A 19,502-nucleotide genomic window follows, 5' to 3' on the forward strand; every position below is an offset into this window, starting at 1 on the left:
CTGAGCAAAACGAGCAGAATGCGATTTGCTGTAACAAAGCGTGCCTAAGATGCGCGCGTCGGCCCAACCTGACGAGGAGCGTGGCGATGCCTGGGGCGGCGGAGCACACCGTTCTCATCGTGGACGACGACCCGGTCGTCACCACCGCCCTGCACGCCCAGGTGAACCGGGTGCCCGGTTTCCGGGTGGTCGGGATCGCCCACACCGGACAGGTGGCCCTCGCGGCGGCGCAGCGGTTCGCGCCCCGGCTGGTGCTGCTCGACCTGCACCTGCCCGACCTGCCGGGGCTGGAGGTGGCGCACCGGCTGCGGCGGCCCGACCAGCCGCCCACGGACGTCATCGTGATCTCCAGCCGCAAGGAGTCGGCCGCGGTGCGCGCCGCCATGCAGCGCGGCGCCCTCTACTACCTGGTCAAGCCCACCCGGGCGGCCATCCTGGAGCAGACGTTGCAGCGCTACGCCGCCACGGTGGAGCAGCTCGGCTCGGACGGGCGGTTCGTGGAGCAGCAGGAGATCGACCGGATCTTCCGCTCGCTGCACCTCGACTCGGCGCCGCGCGCCAAGAGCATCGCCGCCGCCACCGAGCGGGCCGTGCTCGACGCGCTGGCGGCCGTCGAGGACGACCTGTCGGCACACGAGCTGGCCGAGGCCGTCGGCATCAGCCGGGCGACCGCCCGCCGCTACCTGGAGCACCTCGCCGAGCGCGGGCAGGTGGAGGCCCGGCTGAGATACGGCCCGACCGGCCGGCCGCAACACCGGTACTGGGTACGGTGACGCCGGTCCGGGCGCTGCTGGCCGCCCTGGCCTGCCTGGCGCTGACCGCCTGCGGCGGGACGGACGCGGCGGCGTTCCCCGAGGGCTCCACCATGGAGCGCATCCGGGAGCGCGGGGTGCTCACGGTGGGGATCAAGTTCGACTACCCGCTGCTGGGGTTCAAGGAGCCGGCCTCCGGGCGGATCACCGGGTTCGACGCGGAGATCGCCCGGCTGGTGGCCAGGGACCTGACGGGCAGCGAGCGCAACATCCGCTTCGTGGAGACCATGCCGTCCCATCGGGAGGACTTCCTCCGGCAGGGCGTGGTCGACATCGTCGTCGCCACGTACTCGATCACCCCGGCCCGGCAGGAGGTCGTGAGCTTCACCGACCCCTACTACGTGGCGGCGCAGGACCTGCTCGTCCGGGCGGCCGAGACGGCCATCGACGACGTGCGCGACCTCGACGGGCGGACCGTGTGCACCGCCACCGGCTCCACCTCGGCCGAGCGGCTGCGCGGCCTCGTGCCCGGCGCCGAGCTGGTCATCGTGGACACCTACAGCGAGTGTGTGCCCGCCCTCGTCGCCGGCCGGATCGACGCCATCAGCACCGACGACACCATCCTGCTCGGGCTGCTCAACCGCAATCCCGAAGGGCTCAAGCTGGTCGGCAAGCCGTTCGGGCCCGAGCCGTACGGGATCGGCGTGCCCAAGGACGACGCGGTCTTCCGCGACCACCTCAACGGGCTCATCGCCGGCTACCTGCGCGACGGCCGCTGGGATCGCGCCTTCCGCGACACCATCGGCGTCACGGGCGCCACACCCGGCCGGGCCAGGCCGACGCCCGCCCCCGCCGAACCCGCGCGTTGATCCCTGAGCAGAACGCGCACAACCCTTTCCCGGAAACACCCGGCTCCTACGGTTACGCCAACCACCGCAACCCACCCGCCTGCGCGGACGGACGGAAGGAGCGCGAACCGTGCCCGACCAGGAGCTGGTCGTCCTCGACCAGGTCAACAAGCGCTTTGGCGATCATCACGTGCTCAGGGACGTCAACCTGAGCGTCCTGCGGGGCGAGGTCGTGGTCATCATCGGCCCGTCCGGCGCCGGCAAGTCCACGCTGTGCCGCGCCATCAACCGGCTGGAGACCATCGACTCCGGCACCATCAGCGTGGACGGCGTGCCGCTGCCCGCCGAGGGCCGCGCGCTCGCCCAGCTCCGCGCCGAAGTCGGCATGGTGTTCCAGTCGTTCAACCTCTTCTCCCACAAGACGGTTCTGGAGAACGTCGTGCTCGGGCAGGTCCACGTGCTCAAGAAGCGCAGGGACGCCGCCGAGCGCCGGGCCCGCGAGCTGCTCGACCGAGTCGGCATCGGCGCCCAGGCGGCCAAGTTCCCCGCCCAGCTCTCCGGCGGCCAGCAGCAGCGCGTCGCCATCGCCCGGGCCCTGGCCATGGACCCGAAGGTGATGCTGTTCGACGAGCCCACCTCGGCCCTCGACCCCGAGATGGTCAACGAGGTGCTGGACGTGATGACGTCGCTGGCCCGTGACGGCATGACCATGATCGTCGTCACGCACGAGATGGGCTTCGCCCGCCGGGCCGCCGACCGGGTCGTGTTCATGGCCGACGGCGAGATCGTCGAGCAGAACGGCCCGGACGACTTCTTCGGGACGCCGCGCACCGACCGCGCCAGGTCCTTCCTCGCCAAGATCCTCACCCACTAAGGACGGCAGCCATGTTCGGAAAATCCCTCTACGCCGTGTTCGCCATGGTCGCTCTCACCGCCACCGCCTGTGGGAGCGGCGAGGAGACGTACGCGTCCATCGTGGACAAGGCCAAGAACGACAAGAAGCTCGTCATCGGCGTGAAGGCGGACCAGCCCGGTCTCGGCCTGCGCACGCCCGACGGGAGCTTCAGCGGCTTCGACGTCGAGGTGGCCAAGTACGTGGCCAAGGAGCTGGGCGTCGAGGCCAAGGACATCACCTTCAAGGAGACGGTGTCGGCCAACCGGGAGGCGTTCCTCCAGCAGGGCCAGGTCGACATGGTGGTGGCGACGTACTCCATCAACGACGCGCGCAAGCAGAAGGTGTCGTTCGCCGGGCCGTACTTCGTCGCCGGGCAGGACCTGCTGGTGCGCGCGGACGACACGAAGCTCACCGGGCCCGAGGCGCTCAACGGCAAGAAGCTCTGCTCGGTGGCGGGCTCGACGCCGGCGCAGAAGGTCAAGGAGAGCTACGCCAAGGAGGTGCAGCTCCAGGAGGAGCGCACCTACTCGGCCTGCGTCGACCGGGTCCTCGGCGGCCAGCTCGACGCCATCACCACCGACAACGTGATCCTCGCCGGGTACGCCGCCCAGCACGGCGGCAAGCTCAAGGTCGTCGGCAAGGCGTTCAGCACGGAGAAGTACGGCATCGGCCTGAAGAAGGACGACAAGCAGGGCCGGGACGCGGTCAACAACGCGCTGGAGAAGATGTTCACCGACGGGAGCTGGAAGAAGGCGCTGGACGGCAGCGTCGGCGCCTCGGGCTTCGCCGCGCCGCAGGCCCCGCAGCTGGAGCGGTACTGACCATGAACGCGCTGCTGAGCGAGTGGTCGACGATCACCCTCGCCTTCTGGATGACGGTCAAGCTGGCCGCCGTCAGCGCGATCGGCTCGCTGGTGCTGGGGACGTTGCTGACCGCCATGCGGGTGGCGCCGCTCGCGACGCTGCGCGGCGCCGCCGGCACGTACGTGACCGTCGCCAGGAACACCCCGCTGACGCTGGTGCTGCTGTTCACCGGCCTCGGCGTGGGGGCGAACCTCGGCGTCGAGCTGTCGTCCGACATCGCCACCAACAACTTCTGGCTGGCCACCATCGGGCTGACGGTCTACACCTCCGCGTTCGTCTGCGAGGCGCTGCGCTCCGGCATCAACACGGTGCCGGTCGGTCAGGCCGAGGCCGCCCGGTCGCTCGGGCTGGGGTTCGTCAAGACGCTGGCGCTGATCACGCTGCCGCAGGCGTTCCGGGCGGTGATCGCGCCGCTGGGCAGCATCCTCATCGCGCTGACCAAGAACACCACGATCGCGCTCGTGGTGGGCGTGAGCGAGGCGTCCGTGCGGATGCGGGAGATGATCGAGACGTACGGGGACCAGGTGCTGCAGATCTTCTTCGGGTTCGCGCTCGGGTTCGTGGTGCTGTGCCTGCCGACCGGGCTCCTGTTCGGCTGGCTGTCGCGCCGTCTGGCGGTGGCGCGATGAGCTACGCGAACCTGTACGAGGTGCCCGGACCGCGCGGCATCCGCCGCAACCGGGTGCTCGGGGCGGCCATCGCGCTCGCCCTGCTGGCCGTGGCGTACGTGGTGTACGTGCGCTTCGACGAGAAGGACCAGTGGGCGGCCGAGAAGTGGACGCCGCTGCTGCGGGCCGACGTCTGGACCACGTTCATCCTGCCCGGCCTGGCCGGGACGCTGATGGCCGCGGTCGCCGGGGTGGTGCTGGCCGGGGTGTTCGGGCTGGTGTTCGCCGCGGCCCGGCTGTCGGAGCACCGCTGGGTGCGGGTGCCGGCGGGGGCCGTGGTCGAGTTCTTCCGGGCCGTGCCGCTACTGCTGCTGATCTTCTTCGCGTTCTTCGGCTCGTACGTGCTCATCGGGGTGAACATCTCGGCCTTCACGGCCGTGGTGTTCGGGCTGACCGTCTACAACGGGTCGGTGATCGCCGAGATCATCAGGGCCGGGGTGCTCAGCCTGCCGCGGGGGCAGTCGGAGGCGGCGTACGCAGTGGGGATGCGCAAGAGCCAGGTGATGCGGCTGGTGCTGCTGCCGCAGGCGCTGCGGGCCATGCTGCCGGCGGTGGTGTCGCAGTTCATCGTGCTGCTGAAGGACTCGGCGCTGGGGCTCATCGTGGGCTACGACGAGCTGGTGGACCGGGGGCTCAACGGCATCGCGGCCAACTTCTCCAACGTGATCCCGGCGGCCATCGTCATCGCCGCCATCTTCATCCTGATCAACCTGTCGCTGGACCGCCTCGCCCACTGGCTGAACGACCGCCGGTCGGCCGGGGCCCGCTGACCGGCCGGGTCGCCGTTCGCGGCGCCCGCCGGTCCGGCCCGTACGGCTCTCCCACGGACACGACCTGTCCGGGGCGGGCCGTACCGGTCGTTACCAAGCAAGGGCTTGTTCGCTGACCTTGTACCGATCTACGGTGATTCCCCGGAGACCCCACACCGGAGGAGGAGCCGCATGGCCACGTTCCACGTCGGGGCGGTCAGCGTGACCGAGGTGGTCGAGACCGACATGCCGGTCCCGGTCTCCCTGGCGTTCCACGGCCTGGACGGCGAGGCGCACCTGATCGACACCCTCCGCGACCGCTACCCGGCCGGGCTGTTCACCCCCGGGGGCGACCCGCTGCTCGTCTTCCGCAGCCACGTCCTGCGCACCCCGTCCAACGTGATCGTGCTGGACACCTGCTGGGGCAACCACAAGGAACGCCTGCTCGACCCGTACGCGCACCGGCTCGACACCCCCTACCTCGACCGCCTGGCGGCGACCGGGACCGACCCCGCCGAGGTGGACTACGTCTTCTGCACCCACCTGCACCAGGACCACGTCGGCTGGAACACCCGCCTGGTGGACGGCGCCTGGGTGCCCACCTTCCCCAACGCCGTGTACCTCTTCGTCGCCGCCGAGTACGAGCACTTCAGGTCGGTGCCGGCGGGCTCGCACGGCCACGACTCGTTCGCCGACAGCGTCGCGCCCGTCGTCGCCGCCGGACGGCACCGCCTGGTCGAGCCCGGCTTCGCGATCGACGAGACGGTGCGGATCCTGCCGCTGCCCGGCCACACCCCCGGCCACAGCGGCCTGCACGTGACATCCGGGCCGGAGGAGGCCGTCTTCACCGGCGACCTGTTCCACGTCCCCCACCAGTTCGCCCGCCCCGGCTGGCACATCGTCTCCGAGCACGACGCGCGGCAGGCCACCGAGACCCGCCGCGACGTCCTCGCCCGCTACGCGGACACGCGCGTCCGGATCGTGCCCGCCCACTTCGCCCTCCCCGCCGGCGGCCACCTGGAGTCCCGACCCGACGGGTACGCGTACGTCCCTGCCTGAAAACCGGTCGAACCCGGACGGGCCGAGCGGCGAAGATGGCGGCCATGACCGAGCGGAAGGCCACACCCGCGTCCCGCCACCACGCCCTCGTCGAGCTGCACGAGTCACTCGACCGGCGCTACCGGCCCGAGGACGTCGCCGACCTGGTGCTGCTGGCGCTGGACGGGCGGCTGTCACGGCGCGAGCGGGTGGTCATCGGCCGCGCCGCGCGGCACTCCTCGCGCGGCACGGCGTGGTTCTCGTCGATGTCCGCCGACTACGCCAGGCCGGTCGGCGGTGCGCGCCAGGTCGCGGCGGCCACCCGGCTGTTCGAACGCTCGGCGGAGGTCGACCCCGACGACCCGGAGTCGCTGCTGGAGTTCGCCGCGACCATGGGGCGCGACATCCGGTGGACGCCCGCCGGCACCGACTTCCTGGCCGACCGGCTCGACCGGAGCGCCCGTGACGCGGCGGGGCTCGACCTGTCCAAGCGCCAGTACAACCGCCGCTTCCGCATGCTGCGCAGGCTCGCCGCCAAGGCCGGCACCCTGGGCGTCGAGCAGGACAAGCGGCGGCTGCTCATGGTGGGCGTCACGGGTTTCGGCGCGGACATCCCCCAGGAGCGGTTCACGGCCGACCCCGTCGCCGCCTGCTTCGTCGCGTACTACACCGCGCGGCGCAAGGTGCGGCGGGAGTTCAGCCTGTCGGGGCGGGACAACCCGTTCGACGAGATCGCCTCGCTGCTGCTCGCCCGGTGCGGGGAGCGGACCGACTGGTGGATGATCGCCCAGGTGCGGGCGACGCCCGACGTGCTCGCCCGGCTGGGCGGGGAGGAGCGCGGCAGGCTCCTCGGCCAGTGGTCGGCTGTCATGCGGCACAGCGCCGGCCTGCTCCGCGACCGCTGGCGGCCCGACACCGACCGCACCCAGATGATCGTCCGGCTCGGCGACGACTCGACCACCTGGAACAACCTCGCCGTCGCCTACAACGCGGCGCGGGCCGGGTGGCTGGCCTGCCTCGCCTCCATGGACGCCCTGGACCTGCTCGACGTGGCCTGCCCCGGCAAGGCCATGCGCCTGATGGCCGGCGACCTCGCCGCCTGGCACCGCGACACCGGCGGCGGCGTCGATCCCGGCACCGCGGTGTGGGCGGCGCTGCCGCTGCCGTGGGAGGTGCTCGACGGGACCGCCACCTGCACCCGCTCCGACGTCCACTCCGCCTGCCGGGCGGCGGGTCTCGACCCGGAGCTGTCCGGCTGGACGGCACCGGCTCCCCGGCGCGGGGTGGCGGTGTTCCGGCCCACGCCGGAGCTGGTGCACGGGGTGAGCGTCGCCGACCCGGTCTGGGCGTCCCTGCTGCGGCGGGCCGGTGTGTTCAGCGGCCGGCCGGTCAAGCCCGAACTGGCCGCCGACGCCCGGCACGGGCTCGCCGCCGGGGTGGTGACCGGCGACCTCCCGGAGCGGGACACCCGTTGACCGGTGCCCGTTAACCGGTGGCGCCCGGTGCCGGTGATCGAGCACACTGGCACCGGCCCGCCGTAGTTCAGTGGTAGAACGCCTGGCTCTTCATCCAGGTGGACGCCGGTTCGAGCCCGGTCGGCGGTGCCACGTGGACGTGACCTCGTCGTAGCTCAGAGGTAGAGCGCCCGGCTCGGGCCCGGGTGGACGCCGGTTCGAGCCCGGTCGGCGAGGTCATCCACCCGCAATATGGCCCGCAAGCGAACCAAACGGGACCTGTCGCGGTCTCATCCGGCATGAACAAGAAGTCCCCGGTCGCGTTGCTGGCAACCGCCGCCCTGGCCGGCGCCCTCAGCGTGGCGGGCCCGGTCCACGGCGCCACCCATACCTCCACTGTGTCCTCCCCTGTGTCCTCTCCTGGGTCCCCCATCCTGTCCCCGGCTGTCTCGTCCGCAGTGGCTTTCCGGGAGGCTCGGGCCGCGGCGCCGAGGGTGGTCCGCGAGAGCGGGCGGCGGGGGATGTGCCGCTGGTCCACCGGCTACCCGGTCTTCCGCGGTGCGGGCGCGCTCACGACAGCCCTGCGCACGGCCGTGGAGAGCCGGCGGGAAGCCTTCCTCGACGGGGCCACCTCGCGCTTCTGCCCCGAGGGCGCCTGGCTGAGGATCCACCACGAGGTCCTGGCGGCGGGCGATGGGGTCGTCGGCGTCCGCCTGGTCACCCGCGTGGACGCGGCCGGCGACGGGACCTCCACCAGGACGTACTGGTACGACGGCAAGGCCGGCCGGGTCGGCACCATCCGGCTGCTGCGTCCGGGATCCGACGCCGCGCTCGGCAGGCTCGTCGAGCGCGGGCTCGCCGGGCGTACGGGCATCGACCGCGCCCGGCTCGCCGCCGCCTTCCGGCGGCCGGCCACCCACCTGACGGACGTCTCGTTCACCGGGAGCGGCGGGCTCAGGCTGCACTTCGACCGCGGCGCGGTGGCAGTACCCCCGGCCGGGGCCGTCGAGGTGACCGTCGGCGCCGCCCAGGTCACTCCGCTGCTGTCGGACTTCGGCCGCCGCGCCCGGCACCAGTCGATCCACGCCGCCGGCGTCCCGCGCACCTGACCCGGGGCCCAGGGTCCCCGCCCCACCGGCCAGGCCGATGACACGTCCCCGCACGGCCCGGACACACAAGGTCACCCGTCCGGCCGGCCGGGCCGATCAGCCGTCCGTGGCCGGTCGGGCCCGGCAGATCACCTCCTCAGCCGTCAGCGGGGCCCTGGGGTGGTGGCTGAGGCACAGCGGGGTCCGCGTCGGCGCCTGCGTCGCGAAGACCAGGCCGAGCCCGTACTTGCGCTCCTGGGAGGCGAGCGCGAGGGTGCTCTGCGTGCAGGCGGTCATGGCCCCCGACGGCGCGAAGGTCTGCGGCTCGTCCATGACGAGCAGGCCGCCGAGTGGCCGGTCGGTCGCCGGGTGCTTCTTGATCCAGGCGAACAGCGCCATCTGGAGCTGGTTCACGAACCCCTGCCGCTGGTCGTCCGAAGGCAGCCCGTCGAGGTTGATGACCGAGACGCGAGCCCGCTTTACCGGCCGACGGGGTGAGCAGGACGCCCGGGTCCGCCCGGCCGCCGCGCCATCCCGAAAGGAAATGCCGACGTATCCGTTTCCGAATCGTGCAGCACCCAAAGCCACCGGCCGCAAAAGGACGACATTTCACCAACTGGCAGATATGCCACCCTCATCGCCGGCCAGCCACGCGCCACGGCGGCGCCCGGCGGGAGCGGCCCGATAAAGCCCGGCGGGAGCGGCCCGATAAACAGGTGAAGCGGCGCGGCCGGCACGGAAGAATGGCCCGGCATGCGCCACTGGCCCCTGTTTGACCTGCGCCTGACCACGCCCCGGCTCCAGCTCCGGCTGCCGACCCTCGACGATCTCGACCAGCTCGCGGACCGCGCCGTCGAAGGGGTGCACGACCCCGAGCGGATGCCGTTCTTCGTGCCGTGGACGGACATGCCGTCCGACGAGCTCGGCAGCCATGTGGTCCGTTACCAGCTCGGCGTCATGTCCCGGTGGCGGCCCGAGCAGTGGTGCGGCAACTTCGCCGTCGTGCACGAGGGCCGGGTGATCGGCATGCAGGACCTGTCCGCCACCGACTACGTGGTCACCCGCGAGGTGGGCACTGGCTCCTGGCTGGGCTTGGCCCACCAGGGTCAGGGGTTCGGCGCAGAGATGCGGGCGGCCGTGCTGCAGCTGGCCTTTGCCGGGTTGGGCGCCCTGACAGCCGTCTCCAGCGCGTTCCTCGACAATCCGGCCTCACTAGCGGTCTCCCGAAAGCTCGGCTACCAGCCCGATGGCCTGTCGGTGCACAACAGGCGCGGCAAGCGGGCCGTCCAGCAGCGCCTGCGCCTTGACCGCGAGAGGTTCGCCTGCCCGGTGCCGGTCGAGATCGAGGGTCTGGAGCCCTGCCGCCCGCACTTCGGCCTCCGCCCCTGACTACGCTTACACGAAACTCGAAGTCACGGACCGGCGTGCCCCGGTCCGGACATCCTCGTTCCGTTCGCGACGGCGAACGGAACGAGGAGGAAACATGCGCAAGAAGATCCTCGCCGGTCTGGCCGGCCTGGTCATGGCCGGAACCTTCGCGGGCATGGCCGCGCCGGCGGCGGCGAGCGGGGTGTCGGAGAGCGGCACGGCCGCCTACGGCTGCGGCTACATCCACTGGACCGAGACCCCCGACAAGCGGGCGAAGTACAACCACTGCGGCCCCAACAGCTCGGTGCAGATCACGGTCGAGAACTCCTTCTGGTGGGACTGCGGGCCGTACACCGTGTACAGGGGCATCACCGACATCGAGGCGTGGTGCGGCGGCATCCGCACCCTGTACGCCTACGCGGTGTGACGGCGCCCCCGCCGCGGGCCGCGGGTGAGCCCACCCGCGGCGGGCCCAACGCCACCGGCCGGAGCCGCCAGATCGGTGTGGCGGTGCCGTTCAACGAGCCGACACCCGCTGGTTTGCCCAGTCCAGAGGATGACAAGGCTCTTGGGGATTTCGAGGATCAGGTCGTCGGCATCGCGGGAGCTCGCGCTGTCCTGGCCGCCGTGATCACGACCCAGGGCATGCGGGAATTCGTCCTCTACACGGGCGAAGGTGCCTGGATCGAGCAATTCCACCTTGATCTGAAGCAGGTTCTGCCCAGCCATGATGTCCAGGTCATGGCCCAGGCAGATCCCCGGCGGCAGGTCTACGAGACTCTCGGATGAGGGGTGAGCGACCGCTCCATCGCGATCTTCGGGGTCCGTGTACGCGGCCTCCGATCATGCCAGCGACGACTTCCGGCTGGCATGATCGGAACCGTGAGTGACTGGGAGCGGTTCCTCCGTGAGGTTTCGTGGTTCGTTGACCACGGCGAGGCCGTCACGGTGGGCGAGACGACCCCTTGGAGTCGAGGGCCCGTGGACGGCTTGCCTGAGCTTTCTGCACTGCTCCACTCTGCCGACGTCACGCATGCCACCGTCGGGGGCACTCACTATGAGCTGTTCGCATGGGGACCGCCCACTGATCGCCGGGGATGGCTAAGCCACCCGCCCCGCCGGGCGGACGCTGATCCAGTCCTTCAAGTTCACAAGAGTTTCTGGCAGGTCTGCGGCGGGATCGTCGAACGGTTCCAGGAGCCCGACACCTGGTGGAACAACCAGAACGAGGTGTTGACAGCCAGTGCGTCGGAGCTCACCACCGGCGATCTACTCACCGGGTACACGTGGCTCTGGGAAGACGAAGGCCTCGAGATCCCGATCAACCCCGCCGAGTACTACACGGTGGCTGTAGAGGCCAACGGAAATCTGACGTTGGCGCATCGCGAGGATGGCCGTCTCCTGCTCTTCGCGCCCGACCACTCCTTCGAACACGTGACGCGTCTCGAAGGCGCGCCGCCGTACTCGCTCTACACGATCAACGATGTGCCTGACTTGGCCACGTGGATCGAGGTGTGCTCCGCAGCCTGGCGAGACGGCCGAGACCTAGGGACATAGACAACTGCAGTCGAAGGCGTCGCCTGCCTACTGACCGATCAGAGAAACTCTCGCGAGACGTCCCATCAGTCGCTGCCGGTCGAGATGGAAGCAGGACTCCCACCCGTACGCCTCCACGACCTCCGCCACGGGGCGGCCACCATCTTCCTCGCCGCCGGTCACGACATGAAGGTCGTCCAAGAAACCCTCGGCCTGTCCTCCATCACGATCGCCTCGGACGCCTACACCAGCGTCCTTCCCGACCTGGCCCGCAAGTCCGCCGAAGACGCCGCCGACATCATCCGACTGGCCCGCAGGCGCAACCGCAGCGGATTCCACCCTGACGATGATCGTTTTTGCCGGAACGGCGGCGTCCGAGCCAACGGCGAGCCAACATCAGGGACAAGCCGGGATGGAATAGGACGCCGGAAACGCGAACAACGCACCCCCTGTGATCAAGGGATGCGCTGTTCGGATGCACTGTGCGCCGCCAGGGACTCGAACCCCGGACCCGCTGATTAAGAGTCAGCTGCTCTGACCAACTGAGCTAGCGGCGCTTTGCGTGCTGAGAGGAATATACCGGCACTCGGCATCCTGGTCGAATCGGTACCAGCCGGCCATCGGGCGGCCGGCCGGGTGGCCGGGCGGCAGCCGTGATGGCGTGGCTAGAATAACGTTCGGCACGCAGACGGGAGCACTGATGTTCGACTCGCCCGCCGAGGTGACGGAGCGGCTCGCCGCCGTCGACTACCTCTCCGACGACGCCATCTCCACCTCGGTGTTCCTCGCCGCCGCGCTGGGCAAGCCGCTGCTCGTCGAGGGACCGGCGGGGGTGGGCAAGACGCAGCTCGCCAAGGCGGTGGCCCGGGCGACCGGGTCGCAGCTCGTCAGGCTCCAGTGCTACGAGGGTCTGGACGAGGCCAGGGCCCTGTACGAGTGGAACTACAAGAAGCAGCTCCTGCGCATCCAGGCCACCAGTGCCGACGACGACATCTTCACCGAGGAGTTCCTGCTGGAACGGCCGCTGCTCAAGGCCCTGCGGGCGGGTACGCCGACCGTGCTGCTCATCGACGAGACCGACAAGGCCGACGTCGAGGTCGAGGGGCTGCTGCTGGAGCTGCTGTCGGACTTCCAGGTGACGATCCCCGAGCTGGGCACCGTCACCGCGACCCGCAGGCCGTACGTGGTGCTCACCTCCAACGCCACCCGCGAGCTGTCGGAGGCGCTCAAGCGGCGCTGCCTGTACCTGCACATCGAGTACCCGACCCCCGAGCGCGAGCGGGACATCGTGCTCAGCCAGGTGCCCACGCTCCGCTCCGACCTGGCCGAGCAGCTCGCGCGGACCGTCGCCACGCTGCGGGCGCTGGAGCTGAAGAAGGCGCCGTCGGTGGCCGAGACGGTCGACTGGGCCAACACCCTGCTGGCACTGGGCCGCGAGGAGCTGGACGAGGCGACGGTGGCGGGCACGCTCGGGGTGGTGCTCAAGCACGCCTCCGACCAGACACGGGCGGTCAAGGAGCTCGGTCTCCCCTCCGCCGGAGGATGACATGTCGCTCGTCGACAGGCATGTCGGGTTCGTGCACGCGTTGCGGGAGGCGGGGCTGCCCGTGTCGCTCGCCGAGGGGCTGGACGCCGCACGGGCGCTGCGGGTGATCGACCTGGCCGAGCGCGGATCGCTGCGCGCCGCCTACGCGGCGACGCTGGTCAAGAGGCCGGGGCACCGGGCCGCGTTCGACGTGCTGTTCGACCTGTGGTTCCCGCCCGCGACGACCGGCCTGTACGGCGAGCGCCCCGGAGAGCCTCGCGAGACGGCGGGCCGGCCGGGGCCGCACGGAGACACAGGCGGCCCCGGCCGGCCCGACCCGGAGCCGGCGGGGCGCGACGAACTGCGTGCCCACCTGGCCCGGCTGCTGATGGGCGGCGCGGACGCCGACGCGGAGCTGCGGGGGTTCGCCCGCGCCATGGTCGAGCGGTTCGGCCGCCAGGAGGCCGGCCCCGGCCGGCAGAACTGGTTCTCCTACAGCGTGCTGCGGGCCCTGTCGCCCGAGACCCTGATGGCCGGCATCCTGCGCGAGGTGCTGGCCGGCCGGGAGCGCGGCGGCCTGGCGGAGAAGTCGGCCCGGCAGTGGGTGAACGACGGCATCAGGCGGTTCGAGGAGGCCGTCGCCGCCGACGTGCGGCGCCGGATCGCCGAGGACTCCGGGGTCGAGCGCATCGCCCGCTCGGCCGTGCGCCCGCCGCTGGACCAGCTCGACTTCCTGCGGGCCACCCGGGGCGACCTGGCCCGGCTGCGCCGGGAGGTGCACCCGCTGGCCCGGCGGCTGGCGGCCCGGCTGACGATCAGGCAGCGGCGGGGCAGGCGCGGCCGGCTGGACTTCCGCCGCACGATGCGGGCCTCCCTGCAGACCGGCGGCGTCCCGCTGACCACGCACTTCAGGCCGCCGCGGCCGCACCGGCCCGAGCTGGTGATCCTCTGCGACACCAGCGACTCCGTCTCGTCGTTCGCGCACTTCACGCTGCTGCTCACGTACGCGCTGAGAGAGCAGTTCGCGAAGGTGCGCGCCTTCGGGTTCGTGGACACGGTGGACGAGATCAGCCGCTTCTTCCAGCCCGGCGTGGACGTCGTGGACGCCATGACGCGGCTGGCCGAGGAGGCGGACATGGTCAGGTTCGGCCGTACCGACTACGGCCACGCGCTGGAGCGGTTCGCCGAGCGGTACGGCGACGCGATCGGGCCGAAGACGTCGCTGCTGATCCTCGGCGACGCCCGCTCCAACTACCGGCCGCCGGCTCTGGATGTGCTCGGGTCGCTGGCCGGGCGCGCCCGGCACGCCTACTGGCTCAACCCGGAGCCGCGACGGCAGTGGGACACGGGCGACTCCGTCGCGAGCGCGTACGCGACGGTCGTCCCCATGTCCGAGTGCCGCAACGTCGCGCAGCTCACGGCGTTCATCGAGCGGCTCGGCTGAGCACGGCCCTCTGGTTACCGAGCGGTAAGTGGGTGGCCGCTGTCAGCTACAGTGAGGAAAACGCCCATAAAGGGGCGATACGAACACTGAGGAGGCAGGGCCCCGCTGCGGGCTCGCTGTTGTGACGGGTGCACCGAGAGATCTGGGCCCCAGTGCGACCACGCCCTTGTGGCTGAGCGCTGCCTGCCCGGCACTGCTGATCGATGCCGACGGGATCATCAGCCAGGTCAACGACGCCGCGCTGTCCCTGCTGACCGGTGCCGCGCCTGGCGTGCCGCTGGCCGACGCCGCGCCGGCCTGGCTCGCCAGGGCGCACCGGCTCGCCACGGGCGCGGCCGCGCCCGCCGGTCCGGCGGCAGGCCCGGCCCCGCTCCCGCCCGCCCCGCCCGCCTCGGTCACGCCGGTGCGCGGGCCCGTGGGGGAGGCCGTGTTCGACGCCCACGCCATTGCCGACGGCACCAGCGTGCTCTGGTGGCTGATGGACGTCACGGACCACGTCCGGGTGTCGGAGGCGCTGCTGGCCGAGCGCCGGCGCACCGCCTTCCTCCTCGAGGCGTCCAACGAGCTGCTCTCCTCGCTCAACCTCGACCGCTGCATGGAGGTGACCGCCCGGATGGCGGCCCGGCACCTCGCCGACGCCGCCTTGGTGATCCTGCCGAAGTCCGGCCACCGGCACCCCGTCGCCTACTGCGGCCCCGACGGCCACGTGGTCCGCGAGAACCTCGCCGTCGACCCCCGCCAGGTGCCCGGCCTGGAGGAGGCGCTGCGGGGGTTCCCGCCGATGCCGTCGCGCTGGATCGACCCCGCCGCCGCCCCGGGCTGGCTGGTCCGTGGCGGGCTCGGCCACCTGGGCTCCCTGGTGGTGACGGCGCTGCCCGGCCACGGCGTTCCGGCCGGCGCGCTGGTGCTGCTGCGGCGCGCCGCGCACGCCGGGTTCTCGCCGGACGAGGAGGTGTTCACGCGGCTGTTCGCCGCGCGGGCCGGCGCGGCCATGTCGGCGGCGCGTCTGTACGCCGATCAGGCGGCCATCACCGAGGTGCTGATGCGGGAGCTGCTGCCGCCCAGGGCGCCCCTGCTGGAGGGCGTGGAGCTGGCGGCCCGTTACCGTCCGTCCGGGGCCACCGAGCTGGTCGGCGGCGACTTCTACGACCTGTACCCCGCCGCCACGCCCGGAGGGGAGTCGCTGGTGGTGCTGGGCGACGTGTGCGGCAAGGGCCTGGAGGCCGCCGTGCTCACCGGCAAGATCCGCAACGCGCTGCACGCGCTCCTTCCGATGGCCGGCGACCACCAGCGCCTGCTGATCATGCTCAACGGGGTGCTGCTGACCGACGAGCGGAGCACGTTCGTCACTCTCGTGCTGGCGTCGGTCCGGCGGGACGGCCCCCAGGTGAGGATGCGGCTGACCAGCGCGGGTCATGCGCCACCGGTGATCGTCCGGGCCGGCGGCCGGGTCGAGGAGGCCCGTACCAAGGGCACTCTCATCGGGATGCTGGACGAGATCACCAGCACCACGGACACCGTGACGCTCGACCCGGGCGACACCTGCCTGCTGTTCACCGACGGCATCACCGAGGCGCGGGGCGGCCCGTTGGGCGACGAACTGTTCGGCGAGCAGCAGCTGCTGGAGGAGCTGGAACAGTGCGCCGGGATGCCGCCCGAGGCACTCGCCGAGCGCGTCCAGATGCTCGCCTGCGAGTGGGCGGGCGGCGGCGACCAGGACGACATGGCCGTCATCGCCATCACCGCCCCCCTCGAAGCACGTCCGGCCGGCGAGCGGGGCCGGCCCCGATGAATGCGCCGCACGACGGCCTCGGCGGGTGGGCCGACAGGTTGTGGGACGCGGCCGTGGCCGGAGACGAGCACGCGGCCGTGGACGTCGCGCTGGCGGCCCTCGACGAGGGCGTCGACATGGAGAGCCTGCTGATGGAGGTGCTCGCCCCGGTCCAGGCGCGGGTCGGCCGCGAGTGGGCGGCCAACCGCATCACGGTGGCGCAGGAGCACACCGCGACCGCCGTCAACGAGCGCGTCCTCGCCGCCCTGGCCCACCACCCGATCGCCCGCGAGGCGGCGCGGGCGGGCGAGTCGGCGGGCCGCGGCCGGATCACGGTGGCCTGCATCGACGGCGAGTGGCACGCCTTCCCCGCGCGCATCCTCACCGAGGTTCTGCGCCTGCGCGGCTGGCGGGTGGACCATCTCGGCGCGCAGGTCCCCACCCCGCATCTGATCGCCCACCTGCACCGCACCGCCCCCGACGCGGTGGCGCTGTCGAGCTCGATCGCCACCCGGCTGCCGAGCGCGCACGTCGCGATCACGGCGTGCCAGGCGACCGGCACGCCGGTGCTGGTCGGCGGTGCCGCCTTCGGGCCGGACGGCCGCTACGCCCGCCTGCTCGGCGCCGACGCCTGGGCGCCCGACGCCCGTACGGCCGCCGACCTGCTGGCGAACGGGCCACCGCCCCGGCCTGCCGTCAGCCGGCAGGCCGTCGACGACCTGCCGCATCTGGACGACCAGGAGTACACCCTCGTCACCGAGTCGAGCTCACGGCTGGTCAGGCACGTCATGAACGGGCTGGAACTGCGCATCCCCGAGATGGCCTCCTACACCGCCCGGCAACGCCGGCACACCGCCGAGGACGTCGCGCACATCGTGGACTTCCTGGGGACCGCGCTCTATGTGGACGACCCCGAGCTGTTCAGCGGCTTCCTGTCGTGGACGGGGAGCATCCTGACGGCCCGCGGGGTGCCGCCGCGTACCTTGTTGCCCGCGCTCGACCTGCTCGGCGAGCGGCTCACCGACTTCCCCCGCGCTCGCGCGATGCTGGCGCACGCCCGCGAGGCCCTGCGGGGCGACGAGCCCGAGGAGCCGGTGTGGCGGACCCGCTGACGCTCACCACGGCGAGCCCCGACCCGCACGCCGTCAGCATCGGCGTCCGGGGCGATCTCGACCACGCCACCGCGGACGAACTCCTGGAGGCCGCCACCGCCGTCCTGGCCGCCGGCCGCGCGGACACCGGCCGGAGCGCGGACAGCGGGCCAGGCGACGCCGCCGGCCTGCGCGACCTGCGCCTCGACTGCTCCGGCCTGGGGCTGTGCGACTCCAGCGGCCTGGCGGCCCTGCTGGTGATCCGCCGCCGGGCGGGCGCGGCCGGCGTCAGGCTGCACCTGGACCACCGCGGCGCCGGGCTGGACCGCCTGCTCGACCTCACCGGCACCCTGGAGCACCTCACCGGCGAGCCGGCCTCGCCGCCCGGCGGGACGCGGGACGCCGAGGGGGCCCGGAGCGGGTAGGGGGCGTTGCGCGGATCTTGTCGGAGCCCGGGGCGATGATGGATCCGCCGCACGTCCCCGATACGCGGAGGAGCCCCCATGCTTCCCTGGTCCGCCGACCTGGCCGGCCGAATCGACCACCACACCGTGGACAGCGCGCTGCTGCGGGGCAACCCGCTGGGCGACCCGGCCCGGCGCCCGCTGTGGGTGTACGTGCCTCCCGGGTACGACGACGACCCCGCCCGGCGCTACCCGGTGGTCTACGTCATCCAGGGATTCACCGGCCACCTCGCCATGTGGGCCAACCGCACGCCGTTCAGGCAGCCGTTCCCCGAGCTGGCGGACGCCGTGTTCGCCCGCGGCGACGTGCCGCCGGCGATCGTGGTGTACGTCGACGCCTGGACCAGCCTGGGCGGCAGCCAGTACCTCGACTCCCCCGGCACCGGGCGCTACCACTCCCATCTCTGCGAGGAGATCGTGCCGTGGGTCGACGCCCACTACCGCACGGTCCCCGAGCGGGACCGGCGGGCGATCACCGGGAAGTCGAGCGGCGGCTACGGCGCGATGGTCACCTCCATGCTCCGCCCCGACCTCTTCGGTGCGTTCGCCACGCACGCGGGCGACGCGCTGTTCGAGGCGTGCTACCAGGTCGAGTTCCCGGCGCGCGCCCGGGCGCTCCGCGATCACTACGAGGGCTCCTACGAGGCCTTCCTCGCCGACTTCAGGAGCCGGGTCGCCGGCACGAGGCCCTCCGACATGGGTCTGATCGAGACGTACGCCTACGCGTCCGCCTACTCGGCCGACGACGACGGGACCGTGCGCATACCGTTCGACGTCAACGGCGCGGTGCGGCCCGAGGTCTGGGAACGCTGGCTGGTCTGGGACCCCGTCCGGATGGCCGCCCGTCCCGCGTACGCGGAGGCGCTGGCCTCCATGCGGGCCGTCTGGATCGACGCGGGCACCCGTGACGAGTGGTACCTCGACCTGGGCGCCACGGCGTTCCACGAGGCGGTGACGGCCGCCGGCCTCCCCGCCGACCGGGTCCGCTTCGAGCTGTTCGACGCGGGCCACATGGCCATCGAGTATCGCTATCCGCTGGCCCTCGCCTGGCTGTGCGAGCGCCTGGCCGGCTGAGCCCGGCCGGGCGAGAAGCCGGCCGGGCGGGGCGCCGTCAGGCGCGCTGGAGCTCGCGGGCCGCCGTGCGGGCCAGCACCTCGATCTGCTCGGCGTCGAGCACGACGTCGGGCACCGCCTTGATGCGCCGGGCCGCCACGCGCGGCCTGGCCAGGGTGATGCCCTCGGCGGTGACCGACCCGCCCCGCGGCAGCGAGCCGCAGTGGACGGCCAGCAACGGCGTGATCGTGACCTCGATCCCGGTCTCGCGGGTCAGCAGGTCGGCGAACGCCGCGGCGGTGTCGATGAGCGGCTTGACCTCCTTCGTGCCGTACTTCTCGCCGAAGAAGAGCCGCCCGCCGTACGCGGCGATCTCGATGTCGGGGCTCCATGACTCGTTGTCGATGATCCAGAGGCCGCCGGGGCCGATGACCAGGTGGTCGATGGACGCCTGCCCTCTGATGGCGCGCCCGTCGAGGACCCGGTAGCCCCGCCGGCCGAGCGAGCGCCGCAGCAGGCGGCCGGTGATGGCCTCGCCGCGCCGCTTGCCGCGCCAGACCGCCGTGGTGTTGAAGGTGTGCCAGCACCACCACCAGTCGGCCGCGGCCACGAGGGCGCCGGCCGCGAGGGCGTAGAGGACGAGCGGCTGGAGGTCGAACCTGATCGACAGCCCGATGCCGGCGACGACGCCGACGGCGGCCTTGACGGCCCTGGACTTCTGGCGGTTCTTGGTGTCCTCCCGCCAGAACTTCTCGTACCACCACTGGGGGGACGAGCCTGCGAACTTGGCGTCCTGCTGCACGTAGATAGAGCCACCGGGCACGGCAAACTCCCCGAATCAGTGTGAGGTGACCAAACAGGATCTGCCACGCCGAAGATCCCTCGCCGCCTCTAT

Annotated in this window: 22 protein-coding genes and 3 tRNA genes; 22 read left to right on the top strand and 3 right to left on the bottom strand. The window is 72.0% G+C overall.

Annotated features, from left to right (window positions below; genetic code table 11):
• The first annotated feature begins 86 nt into the window (after positions 1 to 86).
• From FHU36_RS38825 to FHU36_RS38875, 11 genes are all read left to right on the top strand, one after another.
• Positions 87 to 773, top strand: a complete 687-nt coding sequence (locus FHU36_RS38825; protein ID WP_185089121.1) for a response regulator — start codon at positions 87 to 89, stop codon at positions 771 to 773.
• The gene (locus FHU36_RS38830) at positions 770 to 1,621 is read left to right on the top strand and encodes a glutamate ABC transporter substrate-binding protein (protein WP_185089122.1); all 852 of its coding nucleotides are present in this window, start codon (positions 770 to 772) and stop codon (positions 1,619 to 1,621) included. Before FHU36_RS38825 ends, FHU36_RS38830 begins: the two co-directional genes overlap by 4 nt.
• A 109-nt stretch (positions 1,622 to 1,730) precedes the next feature.
• Positions 1,731 to 2,474: an amino acid ABC transporter ATP-binding protein gene (locus tag FHU36_RS38835; protein WP_312892141.1), complete on the top strand. Its 744-nt coding sequence runs from the start codon at positions 1,731 to 1,733 to the stop codon at positions 2,472 to 2,474.
• An 11-nt stretch (positions 2,475 to 2,485) separates the two neighbouring features.
• The gene (locus tag FHU36_RS38840) at positions 2,486 to 3,316 is read left to right on the top strand and encodes a glutamate ABC transporter substrate-binding protein (RefSeq protein WP_185089123.1); all 831 of its coding nucleotides are present in this window, start codon (positions 2,486 to 2,488) and stop codon (positions 3,314 to 3,316) included.
• 2 nt (positions 3,317 to 3,318) lie between these two features.
• Positions 3,319 to 3,987, top strand: coding sequence for an amino acid ABC transporter permease (locus tag FHU36_RS38845; RefSeq protein WP_185089124.1), 669 nt, complete (start codon positions 3,319 to 3,321; stop codon positions 3,985 to 3,987).
• Positions 3,984 to 4,796 (top strand): amino acid ABC transporter permease, encoded by an 813-nt coding sequence (locus FHU36_RS38850; RefSeq protein ID WP_185089125.1) that lies wholly within the window; start codon positions 3,984 to 3,986, stop codon positions 4,794 to 4,796. Before FHU36_RS38845 ends, FHU36_RS38850 begins: the two co-directional genes overlap by 4 nt.
• A gap of 171 nt (positions 4,797 to 4,967) precedes the next feature.
• Positions 4,968 to 5,834 carry an MBL fold metallo-hydrolase gene (locus FHU36_RS38855; protein WP_185089126.1) on the top strand — a complete coding sequence of 289 codons (867 nt, stop codon included), beginning with the start codon at positions 4,968 to 4,970 and terminating at the stop codon, positions 5,832 to 5,834.
• A gap of 44 nt (positions 5,835 to 5,878) precedes the next feature.
• Entirely contained in the window at positions 5,879 to 7,288 is a 1,410-nt protein-coding gene (locus FHU36_RS38860) for a hypothetical protein (RefSeq protein ID WP_185089127.1), read from the top strand.
• Positions 7,289 to 7,344: 56 nt separating this feature from the next.
• Positions 7,345 to 7,420, top strand: a tRNA-Lys gene (locus FHU36_RS38865).
• A 12-nt stretch (positions 7,421 to 7,432) separates the two neighbouring features.
• Positions 7,433 to 7,504, top strand: a tRNA-Pro gene (locus FHU36_RS38870).
• 284 nt (positions 7,505 to 7,788) lie between these two features.
• A complete protein-coding gene (locus FHU36_RS38875; RefSeq protein WP_185089128.1) occupies positions 7,789 to 8,376 on the top strand; it encodes a hypothetical protein in 588 nt (195 codons plus the stop codon).
• 96 nt (positions 8,377 to 8,472) lie between these two features.
• Here FHU36_RS38875 and FHU36_RS38880 read toward each other — a convergent pair whose 3' ends face one another.
• Complete coding sequence (locus tag FHU36_RS38880) at positions 8,473 to 8,769, bottom strand: hypothetical protein (protein ID WP_221497279.1); 297 nt, start codon at positions 8,767 to 8,769, stop codon at positions 8,473 to 8,475.
• Between the two features lie 339 nt (positions 8,770 to 9,108).
• Here FHU36_RS38880 and FHU36_RS38885 point away from each other — a divergent pair, with 339 nt between their 5' ends.
• The 5 genes from FHU36_RS38885 to FHU36_RS47005 all read left to right on the top strand — a co-directional run bounded on the left by FHU36_RS38885 (position 9,109) and on the right by FHU36_RS47005 (position 11,781).
• Positions 9,109 to 9,744, top strand: coding sequence for a GNAT family N-acetyltransferase (locus tag FHU36_RS38885; protein WP_185089129.1), 636 nt, complete (start codon positions 9,109 to 9,111; stop codon positions 9,742 to 9,744).
• A gap of 94 nt (positions 9,745 to 9,838) precedes the next feature.
• Complete coding sequence (locus FHU36_RS38890; protein WP_185089130.1) at positions 9,839 to 10,150, top strand: DUF6355 family natural product biosynthesis protein; 312 nt, start codon at positions 9,839 to 9,841, stop codon at positions 10,148 to 10,150.
• The gene (locus FHU36_RS46645; protein WP_512699255.1) at positions 10,147 to 10,512 is read left to right on the top strand and encodes a DUF695 domain-containing protein; all 366 of its coding nucleotides are present in this window, start codon (positions 10,147 to 10,149) and stop codon (positions 10,510 to 10,512) included. The genes FHU36_RS38890 and FHU36_RS46645 overlap by 4 nt, the downstream gene beginning before the upstream one ends.
• A gap of 93 nt (positions 10,513 to 10,605) precedes the next feature.
• Positions 10,606 to 11,280: a hypothetical protein gene (locus FHU36_RS38900; protein WP_221497280.1), complete on the top strand. Its 675-nt coding sequence runs from the start codon at positions 10,606 to 10,608 to the stop codon at positions 11,278 to 11,280.
• An 84-nt stretch (positions 11,281 to 11,364) separates the two neighbouring features.
• A complete protein-coding gene (locus tag FHU36_RS47005) occupies positions 11,365 to 11,781 on the top strand; it encodes a tyrosine-type recombinase/integrase (protein WP_185089690.1) in 417 nt (138 codons plus the stop codon).
• Here FHU36_RS47005 and FHU36_RS38910 read toward each other — a convergent pair.
• Positions 11,743 to 11,816: transfer RNA gene (locus FHU36_RS38910), tRNA-Lys, on the bottom strand. The genes FHU36_RS47005 and FHU36_RS38910 overlap by 39 nt on opposite strands.
• 143 nt (positions 11,817 to 11,959) lie before the next feature.
• Between FHU36_RS38910 and FHU36_RS38915 the strand changes: the two genes are divergently transcribed.
• The 6 genes from FHU36_RS38915 (at position 11,960) to FHU36_RS38940 (ending at position 18,628) form a co-directional block, all read left to right on the top strand.
• Positions 11,960 to 12,805, top strand: a complete 846-nt coding sequence (locus tag FHU36_RS38915) for an AAA family ATPase (RefSeq protein ID WP_185089691.1) — start codon at positions 11,960 to 11,962, stop codon at positions 12,803 to 12,805.
• A 1-nt stretch (position 12,806) separates the two neighbouring features.
• The gene (locus FHU36_RS38920) at positions 12,807 to 14,228 is read left to right on the top strand and encodes a vWA domain-containing protein (RefSeq protein WP_185089132.1); all 1,422 of its coding nucleotides are present in this window, start codon (positions 12,807 to 12,809) and stop codon (positions 14,226 to 14,228) included.
• 166 nt (positions 14,229 to 14,394) lie between these two features.
• Positions 14,395 to 16,020: a PP2C family protein-serine/threonine phosphatase gene (locus FHU36_RS38925; protein WP_185089133.1), complete on the top strand. Its 1,626-nt coding sequence runs from the start codon at positions 14,395 to 14,397 to the stop codon at positions 16,018 to 16,020.
• Positions 16,017 to 17,111, top strand: a complete 1,095-nt coding sequence (locus FHU36_RS38930; RefSeq protein WP_185089134.1) for a cobalamin B12-binding domain-containing protein — start codon at positions 16,017 to 16,019, stop codon at positions 17,109 to 17,111. Before FHU36_RS38925 ends, FHU36_RS38930 begins: the two co-directional genes overlap by 4 nt.
• On the top strand, positions 17,096 to 17,515 hold the full coding sequence (locus tag FHU36_RS38935; RefSeq protein WP_185089135.1) for an STAS domain-containing protein: 420 nt from the start codon (positions 17,096 to 17,098) through the stop codon (positions 17,513 to 17,515). Before FHU36_RS38930 ends, FHU36_RS38935 begins: the two co-directional genes overlap by 16 nt.
• Positions 17,516 to 17,593: 78 nt before the next feature.
• On the top strand, positions 17,594 to 18,628 hold the full coding sequence (locus FHU36_RS38940; RefSeq protein WP_185089136.1) for an alpha/beta hydrolase: 1,035 nt from the start codon (positions 17,594 to 17,596) through the stop codon (positions 18,626 to 18,628).
• Positions 18,629 to 18,665: 37 nt separating this feature from the next.
• Here the strand turns inward: FHU36_RS38940 and FHU36_RS45245 are convergent, their stop codons facing one another.
• Positions 18,666 to 19,430: a nuclease-related domain-containing protein gene (locus tag FHU36_RS45245; protein WP_185089137.1), complete on the bottom strand. Its 765-nt coding sequence runs from the start codon at positions 19,428 to 19,430 to the stop codon at positions 18,666 to 18,668.
• Positions 19,431 to 19,502: the final 72 nt, after the last annotated feature.

It is taken from the genome of Nonomuraea muscovyensis (genome assembly GCF_014207745.1).
Classification (GTDB): Bacteria; Actinomycetota; Actinomycetes; order Streptosporangiales; family Streptosporangiaceae; genus Nonomuraea; species Nonomuraea muscovyensis.

Excerpts from the sequence above, each read along its gene's own strand:
- FHU36_RS38825 (WP_185089121.1), top strand. The coding sequence starts at position 87 with ATGCCTGGGGCGGCGGAGCACACCGTTCTCATCGTGGACGACGACCCG.
- FHU36_RS38840 (WP_185089123.1), top strand. The coding sequence starts at position 2,486 with ATGTTCGGAAAATCCCTCTACGCCGTGTTCGCCATGGTCGCTCTCACC.
- FHU36_RS38845 (WP_185089124.1), top strand. The coding sequence starts at position 3,319 with ATGAACGCGCTGCTGAGCGAGTGGTCGACGATCACCCTCGCCTTCTGG.
- FHU36_RS38850 (WP_185089125.1), top strand. The coding sequence starts at position 3,984 with ATGAGCTACGCGAACCTGTACGAGGTGCCCGGACCGCGCGGCATCCGC.
- FHU36_RS38855 (WP_185089126.1), top strand. The coding sequence starts at position 4,968 with ATGGCCACGTTCCACGTCGGGGCGGTCAGCGTGACCGAGGTGGTCGAG.
- FHU36_RS38860 (WP_185089127.1), top strand. The coding sequence starts at position 5,879 with ATGACCGAGCGGAAGGCCACACCCGCGTCCCGCCACCACGCCCTCGTC.
- FHU36_RS38875 (WP_185089128.1), top strand. The coding sequence starts at position 7,789 with ATGTGCCGCTGGTCCACCGGCTACCCGGTCTTCCGCGGTGCGGGCGCG.
- FHU36_RS38885 (WP_185089129.1), top strand. The coding sequence starts at position 9,109 with ATGCGCCACTGGCCCCTGTTTGACCTGCGCCTGACCACGCCCCGGCTC.
- FHU36_RS38890 (WP_185089130.1), top strand. The coding sequence starts at position 9,839 with ATGCGCAAGAAGATCCTCGCCGGTCTGGCCGGCCTGGTCATGGCCGGA.
- FHU36_RS47005 (WP_185089690.1), top strand. The coding sequence starts at position 11,365 with ATGGAAGCAGGACTCCCACCCGTACGCCTCCACGACCTCCGCCACGGG.
- FHU36_RS38915 (WP_185089691.1), top strand. The coding sequence starts at position 11,960 with ATGTTCGACTCGCCCGCCGAGGTGACGGAGCGGCTCGCCGCCGTCGAC.
- FHU36_RS38920 (WP_185089132.1), top strand. The coding sequence starts at position 12,807 with ATGTCGCTCGTCGACAGGCATGTCGGGTTCGTGCACGCGTTGCGGGAG.
- FHU36_RS38930 (WP_185089134.1), top strand. The coding sequence starts at position 16,017 with ATGAATGCGCCGCACGACGGCCTCGGCGGGTGGGCCGACAGGTTGTGG.
- FHU36_RS38940 (WP_185089136.1), top strand. The coding sequence starts at position 17,594 with ATGCTTCCCTGGTCCGCCGACCTGGCCGGCCGAATCGACCACCACACC.